Consider the following 13,723-nt stretch of genomic DNA (forward strand, 5'->3'; position numbering starts at 1 on the left):
GGGAACCCGGAGCGTAGCGTAGGGCCAATGCGGGTGCGGAGGCCTTTTGCTTCCTTTTGGCTGGGCCGGCACTCCGGGCTTTCCAAAAGGGAGTCGCTGTAAAAGCGAAAGGGGCCTTCGGCCACTCTGGAGATGCCGGATAAGCTAGCCGGAGCGCAGCGTAGGGCCCCCTCACTCCACAGCGCTCCGTGGGCTCGCGCCGTAAGGCCATCCATGGCCTACGGCGCGAGCTCGGCAGACGTAGGGAGCCGATTGATTAACTATGGCTGCGGCACCAACTCGATCCGATCCTGATGGATCACAATCCGCCCTTCCTTGTACAACGCGCCAATCGCCTTCTTGAAATTACCCTTGCTCACACCGAACAAGTCACTGATCACCTGCGGATCGCTCTTGTCACTCACCGCCAGCACACCACTGTTAGCCGCCAGCTTCGCAAGAATGGTCGCGTTCAAGCTGCCCGCTGCCTGGGCACCCACAGGCTGCAGACTCAAGGCAATCTTGCCATCGCTGCGTACTTCCTTGACAAAGCCTTTCTCCTGCTTGCCCGACCGCATGTACTTGAAGATTTCGTTCTTGTGAATCAAGCCCCAATGCTTGTTCTCGATGATGGCCTTGAAGCCCATGTCGGTCTCTTCAGCCACCAGCACATCGACCGGCTGCCCGACGCTGTAGGTCGCCGGCACCTTGTCCAGATAGCGATCCAGCCGCGCCGTGGCGGTGATGCGGCGGGTGCGCTTGTCCAGATAGACATGCACCACGCAGTAGTCACCAGCGCTCAGTTGGCGCTTTTCTTCGGAGTACGGCAGCAGCAGATCCTTGGGCAGACCCCAGTCGAGGAACACGCCGATGCTGTTGACTTCCACCACTTTCAAGCTGGCAAACTCGCCCACCTGGACCTTCGGCCGCTCAGTGGTCGCCAGCAGTTTGTCTTCACTGTCCAGGTAGACAAACACGTTCAGCCAGTCTTCATCCTCGCTGGGCGTGTCCTTGGGGATATAGCGGTTGGGCAGGAGGATTTCGCCATCGGCGCCACCGTCCAGGTACAATCCGAAATCCGTGTGTTTAACCACCTGCAAACTGTTGTAGCGACCGACCAAAGCCATTTTTTACCCCTCGAAACGAGGCCGCATTCTACCCGAGAAAGCCAGGCCTGTGCGGTGCCCGCGGGTCGGACCGATGGATAAGAACGACCGGTGCAGCATATTTCGTGTACAATGCCTGGCCATTCTTTAATCAGGTCAGTGGCCGTCATGCGCGTTAAAGCATCCACCAGCAAAGCCAAGCCAGCACCGGCAGTGGAAACCAGCGAATCGATCAACGAGCAGATCGCAGCCTTCCTGAAGTCCGGTGGCGAAATCAAGCAGATCGCCAAAGGTGTCAGCGGCCAGACGTTCACTCCCTCCAAGCACATCAGCCTCGGCAAGAAGTAAATTCACGCCAGCTACAGGCTTGTCGCGAATAAATTCCATTGAATCGACGAGCGGCGCGATATGCAGGCGCCGTGTCGGTATGCTGACAAGCCTCTAGCACAGGCTTAGAAGCCCCTGGAGCCGATCATCATGCTCAAGCAAAGCCTCTTCGTCATCGCTGGCTTTCTCGTCAACCATGCTGTTGCCGATACCCTGCAACGTGAATGGGGTGATTACGACGTCAAGCTCGGCACCACGCCCTCGCGCAGCATGGCGGCCGGACTGGTGCAACCGGGCACCAGTGCCGATAACGTTCACGGCGGCGTCGACCTGACCCACGACAGCGGCTTCTATGCCGGTGAGTGGTCACCCAGCATGGGGCTCGATGCCATGCACACCATGGAAATAGACTCCTACGTCGGCTACAAGCACCCGTTCGACAACGTCATGGGTTATGAAGTCGGGGTGATCCACTACAGCTTTCCCGACCTGGATGGCAGCGACAGTCACGAGGTGTACGCCGGCCTCAAAGTCCTCGGCAGCCGCTTTGGCGCCGCCTTCAGCAACTCCACTGCCCAGCGCGACAGCACCCTGTTTGCCGATTTGGGCGGTCTGCCGCTGTTGCACATGGACATGAGCATGAAGGTTACCAGTCATGCCCTTACCACGCCTTACGCGGTGGACGATGGCGGCGAGGTGCGCGGTTTCAATGACTGGTCGGTGCAACTGTCGCGCTCGCTGATGGGGGTGGACCTGGCCTTCGTCTACACCGACTCCAGCCTGGCACGGACCGAGTGCGCGGCCTATTCGGGGCAGAATCCGGAGTGCGGCGGAGCGTTCACGGTTCGCGCGCAACGCTCGTTTTTCTGAGGCCTCTGGTTCTGGCCGGCTGAACTGCCGCTCCCCTGCGGTGCTCTACATCCCCAATGGTCACCATTGCAGGGATACGCCATGTGGACGCCACCGCTGCGCTTGACTCTTGTGTCCGCTTTCTTGCTTGTCCTCCTCGCCGCGTGCACTCGGGCGGACCTCGCCTATCGCAACCTTGATGTGATCGTACCCTGGACCCTGGGCGATTACCTGGACATGAACCGCGACCAGAAAAGCTGGTTCAATGACCGGCTCAAGGAGCATCTGCGCTGGCACTGCGCCACGCAGCTGCCGGCCAACCTGGCCTGGCTGGACAAGGTCCAGCAGATGGTCGCCAAAGATCAGGTCACTGACGAGCAGCTGCAACAGCGTACGGCCGAAGCCAAATTGGCGATAGCCGAGGTGGCCAGAGAGATCACTCCATCGGCCGTGCAATTGCTGCGAGGGCTGGACGACAACCAGATTCGCGCCATGCAGGAGTCATTCGCGGACGAACTGCGCAAGCGCCGCGAGGAGTTCGTCGCACCGCCGTTGCGCCAGCAGATCAGCGATCGCGCCAAGCGTATGCAAAAACGCTTGCTGCCTTGGTTCGGCACACTCACTGACGGTCAAAAGCAGCGTATCGACACTTGGTCAGCAGAACTGGGCGATCAGTACAAGCAATGGATCGACAACCGCGAGCACTGGCAAGGCTTGTTCCTCGATGCCCTGCACCATCGTCATGACGGCGATTTCCCCGCGCGGATCGCCCAGCTCCTGCAGCAACGCGAAAGCCTGTGGACGCCGCAGTACAAAGCGTCGTTCATGCAGACCGAGCAGGCCACGCGCCAACTGCTGATCGGTCTGATCGCCGAGAGCACGCCAGACCAACGCCAGCAGGTGCAGCAGAAACTGGTCGAACTGCGTCAGGACTTCAGCCAGCTCAAATGCCTGCAGGCTACCCAGTGACCGTGCTGCGTCGGGCGTTGATCAAGGTTTGAAAGGATATGGGCTCACGCACCGGGTGGCGATCATTGAGCGACAGGCACCAGCGATCGACATCCTGCTGCAGGTCCAGCCATGCGTGCGGCCCCAAGCGCACGAAGCCCAGCGCTTCATGAAGCGCCAGACCGTGCTCGGCGGCAGGAGAGACCAACGCATACGCCGCCAGGTACCCCTGGGAAGCCAGATCGTGCAGGGCCTGGCGATACAATCGCTCTGCCGTCCCGGCGGGGGCTTTGGGGTCCACGTGAAGCGCCACGTCGGCGGACCAGCGATAGGCGCCGCCGCGATGGGGCCGGGCATAGGCAAAACCCAGACAACGCCCGCCATCGAAGGCCATCAGGAACGGGAAATCGCGCAAAGTGGTTTCAATCAGCTGCAAGAGCCCCTGATCGCTGCCGCTCAACAGGGCGGGGGCAACGCTCAAGGGGTTGCCTGGCAACTGCAATATCGCCCGGACCGAAGCGACGTCATGGCCCAGGGCGGGCCTGACAACGGATAACTTCATCACTCATATCCCAAGGATGCCCGGCAGTACGGTCCTGAACGGCGGGGCATGGTTCATGTTTGGCGTGCTCGATGGATCCAACATGAGCGAAGGAGGCAAGTTTGGCACAACTCCTTGCACATATTCCAGACCATGCGGTCCGCTTGTCGATTTTCCGATGACCGTTGTCGTACTGGAGTCACGACGTCTATGCTCGCCGCCATCGCATTGATTTCAATCACCCTGACGAGGCATACCATGCACACCAAAAGCGTTCTGGCCCACAGCGATGTCCTGCGAATCATGCAGGCCGCCCGGGCCGAAGCGGTCGAGAATCAATGGGCCGTGAGCATCGCCATCGTCGATGATGGCGGTCATCTGCTGGCCCTTGAACGTCTGGACGGCGCCACCCCCGCCACCGCCCGCCTCGCCCCGGCCAAAGCCAGAACGGCCGCTCTGGGGCGCCGTGAAAGCCGTTTGTACGAAGAACTGGCCACGGAACGGGTAGCATTTCTTTCGGCCGAAGGCTTCACCTGCCTGGAGGGTGCCGTTCCGGTGGTCCATGACGGCCAGGTGATCGGTGCGGTCGGCGTGTCGGGGGTCAAGTCATCGGACGATGCGCGCATCGCCAAAGCTGGAATCGCTGCGCTGTAGCAAGGCTTCGGTGGATTTAATCCTGCGCGGGTTTGTCCCGAGGCGAACAGGGTTTATCATGGCGGACTGCCCTTTTCAGGAGTTGTTGCATGACCCTCTCGTTCGCCGCCAAGGCCGCCGTGCTGCTGCTGTTCATCGGCAGCACGCTTTACGTGCACCTGCGCGGCAAGGCGCGCCTGCCGGTGTTGCGCCAGTTCGTCAACCACTCGGCACTGTTCGCGCCCTATAACGCGCTGATGTACATGTTCTCCGGGGTCCCGTCCAAACCGTACCTGGACCGCACCAGATTCCCCGAGCTGGACCTGCTCAGGGACAACTGGCAGACCATTCGCGACGAGGCCATGCACCTGTTCGACGAGGGCTATATTCGCGCCGCCGCCAAGGACAACGACGCCGGGTTCGGTTCGTTTTTCAAGAAGGGCTGGAAGCGCTTCTACCTCAAGTGGTACGACAAATCCCTGCCGTCCGCCAATCTGCTTTGCCCCAAGACCGTGGAGTTGGTCAACCGCATCCCTAACGTCAAAGGTGCGATGTTCGCCCTGCTGCCAGGCGGCAGCCATCTGAACCCGCACCGCGACCCCTTCGCCGGCTCGCTGCGCTATCACCTGGGGCTGTCCACACCGAACTCCGATGACTGCCGCATCTATGTGGATGGCAACGTCTATGCCTGGCGCGATGGTCAGGACGTGATGTTCGACGAAACCTACGTGCACTGGGTCAAGAACGAAACGGAAGTCACTCGGGTAATTCTGTTTTGCGACATCGAACGGCCGCTGAGCAGTCGGCTGATGACCCGCATCAACCGCAGCGTCAGCGCTTTCCTCGGCCGCGCCACCGCGCCGCAGAATACCGATGACGAACGGGTGGGTGGCATCAACCAGGCCTATGCCTGGAGCAAGCGCTTCAGTAACGGCTTCAGCGGCCAGGTGAAGAAATTCAAGAAGGCCAACCCCAAGGCCTACCGGATCCTGCGCCCGGTGCTGGCGGTCGTGGTAGCGGCGTTGGTAGTGTATTGGTTGTTTGGTTGAGTCGGTATAACGGCCATCGCGACCAAAGTCGGCTCCTCCTGTGTGAAAGCACATCCATGACGCAGGAGCCGACCTTGGTCGCGATGCAGGCACCTCGGCCCGACGTCAGGCCTGCAGCTCAGCCTCGGTGAACAAGTCACTGAACAACATGCTCGACAGATAACGCTCCCCCGAATCAGGCAGGATCACCACAATGGTCTTGCCCTGCATCTCCGGCTTCTCTGCCAGCCGCACCGCCGCCGCCATGGCCGCGCCACAGGAAATTCCGCAGAGAATACCCTCCTCTTGCATCAAGCGCAGGGCCATCGCCTTGGCTTCTTCATCGCCCACCAGTTCGACCCGATCAACAATCGACAGATCCAGGTTCTTAGGCACGAATCCGGCGCCGATGCCTTGGATCTTGTGCGGGCTGGGCTTGATTTCTTCGCCGGCGAGGGCCTGGGTGATCACCGGCGAGCCGATGGGCTCCACGGCCACCGAAAGGATCGACTTGCCTTGGGTATGCTTGATATAGCGGGATACGCCAGTGATGGTCCCCCCCGTGCCGACCCCGGCCACCAGCACATCCACAGCGCCGTCGGTGTCGTTCCAGATTTCCGGGCCGGTGGTCTTTTCGTGAATGGCCGGGTTGGCCGGGTTGTCGAACTGCTGGGGCAGGAAGTACTTGCCTGGGTCGCTGGCGGCGATTTCGTCAGCCTTCTCGATCGCGCCTTTCATGCCTTTGGCAGGCTCTGTCAGGATGATCTCGGCACCCAGGGCCTTGAGCACCTTGCGCCGCTCGATGCTCATGGAGGCCGGCATGGTCAGGGCTAATGTGTAGCCCCGCGCCGCCGCGACGAAGGCCAGGCCGATGCCGGTGTTGCCGGAGGTTGGTTCGATGATGGTCATGCCCGGCTTGAGTTTGCCGCTGCTTTCGGCATCCCAGATCATGTTCGCCCCCACCCGGCATTTGACCGAGTATCCCGGGTTGCGACCTTCGATCTTGGCCAGGATGGTCACGCCACGTGGCGCGATACGGTTGATCTGGACCAGCGGCGTGTTGCCGATGGAATGGGCGTTGTCGGCGAAGATGCGGCTCATGGTCAGGTGGTCCTTGTGGGCCTGCGAGAAAACCAGAGGGTATGCCCCACGGCCGGACGCGTCCACCCCCGAGCGAACCCGCGCACGCGCGCGGAGTCCATCGAGTAACACAGACACGGACTGCTCCCATGAAACGTCGCTATAGCTGGCCATTCGGGATATTGGTAACCCTCGTCGTTTTGCTGATTGCTGTGCACATCGCGCTGCCCATCGTGGTGCGTAATGAATTGAACAAGAAACTGGCAGACATGGGCGCGTACAGCGGCCATATCGACGATGTCGACCTGGCGCTGTGGCGCGGGGCCTACAAGATCAACGGTCTGAAGATCGTCAAGACCGAAGGCAAGGTGCCGGTACCGCTGCTGGCGGTGCCCTTGATCGACCTGTCGGTCAGTTGGCACTCGCTATGGTACGACCACGCAGTGGTCGCACGCGTGGAGTTCAGCCACCCGGAACTCAATTTTGTCGACGGGGGCTCCAACAAACAGGCCTCTCAGACCGGTGCTGGCACCGATTGGCGCGAACAGATGAGCAAACTGTTGCCCATCACGCTGAACGAAGTACGGGTGGACGACGGCAAGATCAGCTTTCGCAATTTCAGCTCCAAACCACCGGTCAACCTCAGCGCCAGCGAGATCGACGCCAGTTTGTACAACTTGACCAATGTCGAGGACAAACAGGGAAAGCGCGACGCCCGCTTTGACGGCAAGGCCCGACTGTTCGGCCAGGCCCCGCTGGACGTCAGCGCCACTTTTGACCCCTTCAGCAAGGACGTCGAAGACTTCCAATTTCGCCTGCGCACCACGGGCGTCGAACTGCGCCGGCTCAATGATTTCTCTTCTGCCTATGCCAAGTTCGACTTCAACGCCGGCACCGGCGATGTCGTCGTCGAGGCCGATGCCAAGAAAGGCCAACTCAGCGGCTATATCAAACCGCTGCTGCACAATGTCGATGTGTTCAATTGGCAGCAAGACGTCGAGAACAAGGACAAAGGCTTTTTCCGCTCGGTGTGGGAAGCCTTGGTCGGTGGTACGCAGACGCTGCTGAAGAACCAGAGCAAAAACCAGTTTGCCACTCGCGTCGAGCTCAATGGCAACATTCACCGGCAGGATATCAGCGCCTTGCAGGCCTTCTGGGAAATCTTGCACAACGGCTTCGTGCAGGCATTCAATGCACACTACGAGCAAACGCCGCCCAAGGAATGACCGGTTTGCCCCGCTGCGTTCTGGGCAATGGGCATGTACTATCCTCAGCACCCTGCGGGCAGGCGATGAAATCCATTTAGAGGGACAGTTCGATGAAGTTCGAAGGCACCAGCGCTTACGTCGCCACCGATGACTTGAAGCTTGCGGTCAACGCGGCCATCACCTTGCAACGCCCGCTGCTGGTCAAAGGCGAACCGGGCACCGGCAAGACCATGCTGGCCGAGCAACTGGCCGACTCTTTCGGCGCGCGCCTGATTACCTGGCACATCAAATCCACCACCAAGGCGCATCAGGGCCTGTACGAGTACGATGCGGTCAGCCGCCTGCGCGACTCGCAACTGGGCGTGGACAAAGTGCATGACGTGCGCAATTACCTGAAGAAAGGCAAGTTGTGGGAGGCGTTCGAGTCCGAAGAGCGGGTCATTCTGCTGATCGATGAAATCGACAAGGCCGACATCGAGTTTCCCAACGACCTGTTGCAGGAACTCGACAAAATGGAGTTCTACGTTTACGAGATCGATGAAACCATCAAAGCCAGGCAGCGGCCGATCATCATCATCACCTCCAACAACGAGAAAGAACTGCCGGACGCCTTTCTGCGCCGTTGTTTTTTCCACTACATCGCTTTCCCGGACCGCGTGACGCTGCAGAAAATCGTCGACGTGCATTACCCCGACATTAAGAAGTCGCTGGTCAGCGAAGCCCTGGATGTGTTCTTCGATGTGCGCAAAGTCCCGGGCCTGAAGAAAAAGCCCTCCACCTCCGAACTGGTGGACTGGCTCAAACTGCTGATGGCCGACAATATCGGCGAAGCCGTGCTGCGCGAGCGTGACCCTACCAAGGCCATTCCGCCTCTGGCCGGCGCATTGGTGAAGAACGAACAGGACGTTCAACTGCTTGAGCGTCTGGCCTTCATGAGCCGCCGCGGCAATCGCTGAGAGGCCCTGACGATGTTGCTCAATCTGTTCAATGAAATGCGTGCGGCCAAGGTGCCGGTTTCGGTGCGCGAGCTGCTCGACCTGATCAATGCCCTGGAACAGCGCGTGGTGTTCGCCGACATGGACGAATTCTACTACCTGGCGCGGGCCATTCTGGTCAAGGACGAGCGCCACTTCGACAAGTTTGACCGCGCTTTCAGCGCCTACTTTCAAGGTCTGGAAAAGCTGGATGACGCCTTGCAGGCGCTGATTCCCGAAGAGTGGCTGCGCAGGGAATTCGAGCGCAGCCTGACGGCTGATGAGCGCGCCCAGATCCAGTCCCTGGGTGGCCTGGACAAGTTGATCGAAGCGTTCAAGCAACGCCTCGAAGAACAAAAGGAACGGCATGCCGGCGGCAATAAATGGATCGGCACCGGCGGCACCAGCCCGTTCGGCTCCGGCGGCTTCAACCCTGAAGGCATCCGTGTGGGCGACGCCGGAGAACGCAAGGGCAAAGCGGTCAAGGTCTGGGACCAACGCGAATACAAGAACCTGGACGACGCGGTGGAACTGGGCACCCGCAACATCAAGGTGGCACTGCGCCGCCTGCGCAAGTTCGCGCGCCAGGGCGCAGCCGATGAACTGGACATCGACGGCACCATCGACCACACCGCACGGGACGCCGGGCTGCTGAACATCCAGATGCGCCCGGAGCGGCGCAACAGCGTGAAGTTACTGTTGCTGCTGGACATCGGCGGTTCAATGGACGCCCACGTCAAAATTTGCGAAGAGCTGTTTTCCGCGTGCCGAACCGAGTTCAAGCACCTGGAATATTTCTACTTCCACAACTGCGTATACGAATCGGTCTGGAAGAACAACCTGCGTCGCACCTCGGAACGTTTCAATACCCAGGACTTGCTCCACAAGTACGGCCCGGATTACAAAGTGGTGTTCGTCGGCGATGCGGCCATGGCCCCTTACGAGATCACTCAGGCGGGGGGCAGCGTGGAGCATTGGAATGAAGAAGCCGGGGCCGTATGGATACAGCGGTTCATGGCCAAGTATCGCAAGTTGATCTGGATCAACCCGTACCCGAAAGAGGCATGGGCCTATACCGCCTCGACGAACATGGTTCGCGAGTTGGTGGAGGAGCAGATGTATCCGTTGACGTTAAGGGGATTGGAGGAAGGGATGCGGTTTTTATCCAAGTAATCGTCTCCCCCTGCCGGGACCGAGCGTGCCGGGAACCGGCCGACCTCGCCTTCCAGTCACCCTCGGACCTGCAGAGGGATTCAAGCAAACTGCGTCATGAACCGCTGATGCTCGACCACCGCGCCTTCCTGCACCACCACCTTCAATCTCACCTCATCCCCCGGCAGGCACTGTGCCAGCCGTGCCAGTGCCAGCGGCGTCAGGGCTCCCAGCCGAGGATAGCCGCCGATGGTCTGCCGGTCGTTGAGCAGCACGATCGGCTGACCGTCCGGTGGCACCTGGACGCCGCCCAGGGGAATGCCTTCGGAGATCAGCGCCTTGCCTTGGTACTGCAAGGCCGGGCCCGACAGGCGAATGCCCATGCGGTCACCACGGCTGTCCAGAGTCCATGGCAGATTGAAGGCATCGAACAAGCTCTGCCCGGCGAACTCACCCAACTGTGCGCCCATGATCAGGTCCAGGCGGGGCATGTCGCTGTAAACCGGCGTCACGCCACGGGGCATGCCGCGTGTCTGACCCAGCGGCCCTCGATAGCCGAGAGTGGCACCCACCTGCAGCGCCCGCCCCTGGCCGTCCAGGCCGCCGAGCGCCTCGCGCACCACCGTCGAACAGCTGCCGAGCACGGTCGGCGCGTCAAACCCGCCTGGGGCCGCAAGGTAGGCGCGGGCACCGGATAACCGCAGATGCAATTGCAGCGCCTGCCCCCTGCGCAGCATGAAGTTTCGCCACGGTTGCAGCGGCTCGCCATCGATACGCGCGTCAAGATCGGCACCCGCCAGAGCCAGCTGGCAATCCTCCTCGGCCAGCAGCGTCAGGCCACCCAGGGCCACTTCCACGACTGCCGCGCCCGGTGCATTGCCCAAGAGCCAATTGGCCCAGGCCATCGCCACCCAGTCCAGCGCCCCGCCTTGAGTCACCCCCAGATGACGAACGCCAAACCGGCCAGCATCCTGCAGCAGGCACAACGGCGTGCTGGCCTGTACGGTCAGGCGGCTCATGGGCGCTCCTCAAGCGGCGCATCATCGCCGCCCTTATTGATGAAGGCGGCACGGTCCACCGCCACGAATCGCACCCGGTCGCCCGGTTGCAACAGGCTGTAACCCTCTCGCTCGCGATCGAACAGCCGGCTGGCCGTACGCCCGATCAGGTTCCAGCCTCCGGGTGACTGCACCGGGTAAGCGGCGGTCTGCCGCTCGCCAATGGCGACACTACCGGCAGGCACCCGCTGACGGGGCGTGGTCAGGCGCGGGGTGGCAATGCTTTCGTCTACCAGCCCCATGAAGGCGAAACCCGGAACGAAGCCCAAGGCGAACACCTGATACTCGCGAGCGGTATGGCAAGCGATCACCGACGCGACGGTCTGCCGACTGCGCTCGGCGATCCGCGCCAACTCGGGGCCGACACTCAGGTCGTACCACACGGCAATCTCATGCAATCGACCGGGTGCGCCCGTCTCCGGTTGCAAAGTGTCGAGCACCTGAGCGATGCGTTCCCGGGCCTGTGCCGGGCTCAGTACCAACAGGTCGTAATGGATCATGAGCGTGGTGTAGGAAGGCACCAGATCCACCAGATGCGTACCGAAGGCCTCTCGAAGACGCCTCGCCGCAGCGAGCATCCAGGGCATGTTGGCTTCGTCGATGACCTCGAACAGACGCACCATCAGACAGTCGATGGCCACCACTTCAATCCTGGCCTTCACGGGGCCGACAACCCGTCGAGGGACTCACGGATGCGCTGCACTGCCGCCACCGAGCCGGGGTTGTCGCCGTGCACGCACAAGGTGTCGGGACGCAACTGCAACGCGCTGCCGTCGCTGGCGGTCAGCGCCTCGCCTCGGGCCAGGCGCAGCGCTTGCTCGACCACCCGTTGCGGGTCATGGTGTACGGCGCCGGGCAGGCTGCGCGAGACCAGGCGGCCGACGGCATCGTAGGCGCGGTCGGCGAAGGCTTCGAACCACAGGGTCACACCCAGCTCGTCAGCCGCGGCCTGGGCGGCGCCGTTGTCGCCCATGGCCAACAGCATCAATGGCAACGGCCGGTCATAGGCCGCCAGCGCAAGCATTACCGCACGCAGTTGCTTGGGGTTGGCCATCATGTCGTTGTACATCGCCCCATGGGGTTTGACGTACTGCACCAGGCCGCCGCGGGCGCGGCAGATACCGTCCAGGGCGCCGATCTGATAATGCAGCAGGTCCTGGATCTCCTGAGCAGAGCAGACCATCGAGCGGCGACCGAAGCCGACCAGGTCCGGGTAGGCCGGATGAGCGCCTATCATCACCTCATGCTTGAGCGCCAGATCCACCGTGCGGCCCATGACACTGGGGTCGCCGGCGTGAAAGCCACAGGCGATGTTGGCGCAGTCGATGTAGGGCATGACCTCGGCGTCGAGGCCCATGGTCCAGGCGCCGAAGCTCTCGCCGATGTCACAGTTGAGTAGTAGACGGCCCACGAGCACGCTCCCGAAATAAGTTGTTACGGCAGGAGTCATTTTTGGCGGTGCGGGAGCCAGCCGTCCAGCGAATTAAACTGACGGCCGCTCATAAGAAAAGCTGATCACGTCAGCGCGTGTCCCGGGCCAGCACCGGTGAACGACGGCCGCCGTAGATCACCCAGCCGATCACCAAGCCGATACTTTCAATGATCCACGCCAGCAGGAAAGCACTGACGATGCCCCAGCCGATGGCCTCGGGCGCCAGCAACACCTGGTAACGATAGGCTTGCAGGGTCTCGCTGCGGATCTGCGCGTCGGCGCCGACCAGCACATGCCAGTCCCGTGCATACCAAGGCCCTTGGAGTGCCTGCCACTCGCGCTCCAGCGACTGACTGCGCACCAGCAGGCCGCCGATGCTGTCGGCGTCGCTGCGAAACACCGGATCGTCGCTACTGCGGTAGTGTTCCACCAGCGCTTGCAAATCGCCGTTGAAGAATTTCTGTGCGGTATCGCTGAAGCCCTGCAGGCTATTGCGCGCTTCGATCAAGTGCGCCTGCACCCGCTGACTGTAGTCGTTGATCAGACCCGGTACCTGCACGCCCACCAGCAGACCGAGGGCAAACAGGATCAATCGCAGGTAACTTCGCAGCATCGGAACGGTTCCTTATGCGCCATGGTCGGCGCCTTGAGCGATGCACTCGCCCCGGCGCCAGAGCCCCCAGTCGCCGGCCGCGTAGCGGTTCCAGCTCTCGTTTTCGGTCAAGGGCTCGGTGGCGATCACGGTGACCACATCATTGGGCGTGGTCTCAGCATTAAAGTCCACGATCACATCGACATCTTTGAGCCGCGCGGGACCAAAAGGTGCCCGACGGGTGATGTGAACCAGCTTGGTGCTGCAGAAACAGAACAGCCACTCGCCATCACTGAGCAGACAGTTGAACACTCCGAGGCTGCGGTACTCCCGGCACGCCGCGATCAGCACCGGCAGCAATTGCTCAGGTTCCACCGGCTCGGGAAAGGCGCTGCGCACCCGATTGAGCAGGTCGCAGAATGCCGCTTCGCTGTCGGTGTCACCCACGGCGCGGTAGAAGCCGGGCTGCGGCTGGAAACCGGCCAACTGGCCATTGTGCGCGAAGCACCAGTTGCGGCCCCACAGCTCGCGCACGAACGGATGGGTATTGGCCAGGCAGACCTTGCCCACGTTGGCCTGGCGGATATGGCCAATGACCACCTCGCTCTTGATCGGGTAGCGCTGGACCAGCTGCGCGACCTCCGATTCACTGCTGGCGGCCGGGTCCTGAAAGAGCCGCAGGCCGCGCCCCTCGTAGAAGGCAATGCCCCACCCATCACGGTGCGGACCGGTACGGCCACCGCGCTGCATCAGCCCGGTAAAACTGAAGACAATGTCGGTCGGCACGTTCGCACTCATGCCCAACAGTTCGCACAT

16 protein-coding genes are annotated in these 13,723 nt (G+C 61.5%); 8 read left to right on the forward strand and 8 right to left on the reverse strand.

The window, feature by feature from the left end:
- Positions 1 to 260 precede the first annotated feature (260 nt).
- The gene (locus HB675_RS06290; RefSeq protein WP_213876762.1) at positions 261 to 1,106 is read right to left on the reverse strand and encodes a S1-like domain-containing RNA-binding protein; all 846 of its coding nucleotides are present in this window, start codon (positions 1,104 to 1,106) and stop codon (positions 261 to 263) included.
- A 147-nt stretch (positions 1,107 to 1,253) separates the two neighbouring features.
- On the opposite strand from HB675_RS06290, the gene HB675_RS06295 reads away from it, so the two are divergent.
- From HB675_RS06295 to HB675_RS06305, 3 genes are all read left to right on the forward strand, one after another.
- Positions 1,254 to 1,433, forward strand: coding sequence for a hypothetical protein (locus HB675_RS06295; protein WP_213876763.1), 180 nt, complete (start codon positions 1,254 to 1,256; stop codon positions 1,431 to 1,433).
- Between the two features lie 129 nt (positions 1,434 to 1,562).
- Positions 1,563 to 2,282: a TorF family putative porin gene (locus HB675_RS06300; RefSeq protein ID WP_213876764.1), complete on the forward strand. Its 720-nt coding sequence runs from the start codon at positions 1,563 to 1,565 to the stop codon at positions 2,280 to 2,282.
- A gap of 81 nt (positions 2,283 to 2,363) precedes the next feature.
- Positions 2,364 to 3,230, forward strand: coding sequence for a DUF6279 family lipoprotein (locus HB675_RS06305; protein ID WP_213876766.1), 867 nt, complete (start codon positions 2,364 to 2,366; stop codon positions 3,228 to 3,230).
- Here HB675_RS06305 and HB675_RS06310 read toward each other — a convergent pair.
- Positions 3,220 to 3,771, reverse strand: a complete 552-nt coding sequence (locus HB675_RS06310; protein ID WP_213876768.1) for a hypothetical protein — start codon at positions 3,769 to 3,771, stop codon at positions 3,220 to 3,222. The genes HB675_RS06305 and HB675_RS06310 overlap by 11 nt on opposite strands.
- 237 nt (positions 3,772 to 4,008) lie before the next feature.
- Here HB675_RS06310 and HB675_RS06315 point away from each other — a divergent pair, with 237 nt between their 5' ends.
- Positions 4,009 to 4,404: a heme-binding protein gene (locus tag HB675_RS06315; protein WP_213876770.1), complete on the forward strand. Its 396-nt coding sequence runs from the start codon at positions 4,009 to 4,011 to the stop codon at positions 4,402 to 4,404.
- A gap of 89 nt (positions 4,405 to 4,493) precedes the next feature.
- Positions 4,494 to 5,432 carry an aspartyl/asparaginyl beta-hydroxylase domain-containing protein gene (locus HB675_RS06320; RefSeq protein ID WP_213876772.1) on the forward strand — a complete coding sequence of 313 codons (939 nt, stop codon included), beginning with the start codon at positions 4,494 to 4,496 and terminating at the stop codon, positions 5,430 to 5,432.
- A gap of 105 nt (positions 5,433 to 5,537) precedes the next feature.
- Here the strand turns inward: HB675_RS06320 and cysK are convergent, their stop codons facing one another.
- Positions 5,538 to 6,512: a cysteine synthase A gene (gene cysK / locus HB675_RS06325; RefSeq protein ID WP_213876774.1), complete on the reverse strand. Its 975-nt coding sequence runs from the start codon at positions 6,510 to 6,512 to the stop codon at positions 5,538 to 5,540.
- A 128-nt stretch (positions 6,513 to 6,640) separates the two neighbouring features.
- On the opposite strand from cysK, the gene HB675_RS06330 reads away from it, so the two are divergent.
- From HB675_RS06330 to HB675_RS06340, 3 genes are all read left to right on the forward strand, one after another.
- Entirely contained in the window at positions 6,641 to 7,717 is a 1,077-nt protein-coding gene (locus tag HB675_RS06330; RefSeq protein WP_213876776.1) for a DUF748 domain-containing protein, read from the forward strand.
- Positions 7,718 to 7,809: 92 nt separating this feature from the next.
- Complete coding sequence (locus HB675_RS06335; protein ID WP_213876778.1) at positions 7,810 to 8,655, forward strand: MoxR family ATPase; 846 nt, start codon at positions 7,810 to 7,812, stop codon at positions 8,653 to 8,655.
- 12 nt (positions 8,656 to 8,667) lie between these two features.
- Positions 8,668 to 9,846 (forward strand): VWA domain-containing protein, encoded by a 1,179-nt coding sequence (locus tag HB675_RS06340; RefSeq protein WP_213876780.1) that lies wholly within the window; start codon positions 8,668 to 8,670, stop codon positions 9,844 to 9,846.
- 80 nt (positions 9,847 to 9,926) lie between these two features.
- Here HB675_RS06340 and HB675_RS06345 read toward each other — a convergent pair whose 3' ends face one another.
- From HB675_RS06345 to HB675_RS06365, 5 genes are all read right to left on the reverse strand, one after another.
- On the reverse strand, positions 9,927 to 10,844 hold the full coding sequence (locus HB675_RS06345) for a biotin-dependent carboxyltransferase family protein (RefSeq protein WP_213876782.1): 918 nt from the start codon (positions 10,842 to 10,844) through the stop codon (positions 9,927 to 9,929).
- Complete coding sequence (gene pxpB / locus HB675_RS06350) at positions 10,841 to 11,545, reverse strand: 5-oxoprolinase subunit PxpB (RefSeq protein WP_213876785.1); 705 nt, start codon at positions 11,543 to 11,545, stop codon at positions 10,841 to 10,843. Before pxpB ends, HB675_RS06345 begins: the two co-directional genes overlap by 4 nt.
- Positions 11,542 to 12,294, reverse strand: a complete 753-nt coding sequence (locus HB675_RS06355; RefSeq protein WP_213876787.1) for a 5-oxoprolinase subunit PxpA — start codon at positions 12,292 to 12,294, stop codon at positions 11,542 to 11,544. Before HB675_RS06355 ends, pxpB begins: the two co-directional genes overlap by 4 nt.
- A gap of 109 nt (positions 12,295 to 12,403) precedes the next feature.
- Positions 12,404 to 12,928, reverse strand: coding sequence for a DUF2937 family protein (locus tag HB675_RS06360; RefSeq protein ID WP_213876789.1), 525 nt, complete (start codon positions 12,926 to 12,928; stop codon positions 12,404 to 12,406).
- A gap of 12 nt (positions 12,929 to 12,940) precedes the next feature.
- Positions 12,941 to 13,723: a class II glutamine amidotransferase gene (locus HB675_RS06365; RefSeq protein ID WP_213876791.1), complete on the reverse strand. Its 783-nt coding sequence runs from the start codon at positions 13,721 to 13,723 to the stop codon at positions 12,941 to 12,943.

It is taken from the genome of Pseudomonas sp. dw_358 (assembly GCF_018449655.1).
GTDB lineage: Bacteria > Pseudomonadota > Gammaproteobacteria > Pseudomonadales > Pseudomonadaceae > Aquipseudomonas.

Coding starts and splice junctions, on each gene's coding strand:
- HB675_RS06335 (WP_213876778.1), top strand. CDS start 7,810: ATGAAGTTCGAAGGCACCAGCGCTTACGTCGCCACCGATGACTTGAAG.
- HB675_RS06295 (WP_213876763.1), top strand. CDS start 1,254: ATGCGCGTTAAAGCATCCACCAGCAAAGCCAAGCCAGCACCGGCAGTG.
- HB675_RS06310 (WP_213876768.1), bottom strand. CDS start 3,771: ATGAAGTTATCCGTTGTCAGGCCCGCCCTGGGCCATGACGTCGCTTCG.
- HB675_RS06330 (WP_213876776.1), top strand. CDS start 6,641: ATGAAACGTCGCTATAGCTGGCCATTCGGGATATTGGTAACCCTCGTC.
- HB675_RS06365 (WP_213876791.1), bottom strand. CDS start 13,723: ATGTGCGAACTGTTGGGCATGAGTGCGAACGTGCCGACCGACATTGTC.
- HB675_RS06315 (WP_213876770.1), top strand. CDS start 4,009: ATGCACACCAAAAGCGTTCTGGCCCACAGCGATGTCCTGCGAATCATG.
- HB675_RS06320 (WP_213876772.1), top strand. CDS start 4,494: ATGACCCTCTCGTTCGCCGCCAAGGCCGCCGTGCTGCTGCTGTTCATC.
- HB675_RS06360 (WP_213876789.1), bottom strand. CDS start 12,928: ATGCTGCGAAGTTACCTGCGATTGATCCTGTTTGCCCTCGGTCTGCTG.
- HB675_RS06340 (WP_213876780.1), top strand. CDS start 8,668: ATGTTGCTCAATCTGTTCAATGAAATGCGTGCGGCCAAGGTGCCGGTT.
- HB675_RS06305 (WP_213876766.1), top strand. CDS start 2,364: ATGTGGACGCCACCGCTGCGCTTGACTCTTGTGTCCGCTTTCTTGCTT.
- HB675_RS06300 (WP_213876764.1), top strand. CDS start 1,563: ATGCTCAAGCAAAGCCTCTTCGTCATCGCTGGCTTTCTCGTCAACCAT.
- cysK (WP_213876774.1), bottom strand. CDS start 6,512: ATGAGCCGCATCTTCGCCGACAACGCCCATTCCATCGGCAACACGCCG.
- HB675_RS06345 (WP_213876782.1), bottom strand. CDS start 10,844: ATGAGCCGCCTGACCGTACAGGCCAGCACGCCGTTGTGCCTGCTGCAG.
- HB675_RS06290 (WP_213876762.1), bottom strand. CDS start 1,106: ATGGCTTTGGTCGGTCGCTACAACAGTTTGCAGGTGGTTAAACACACG.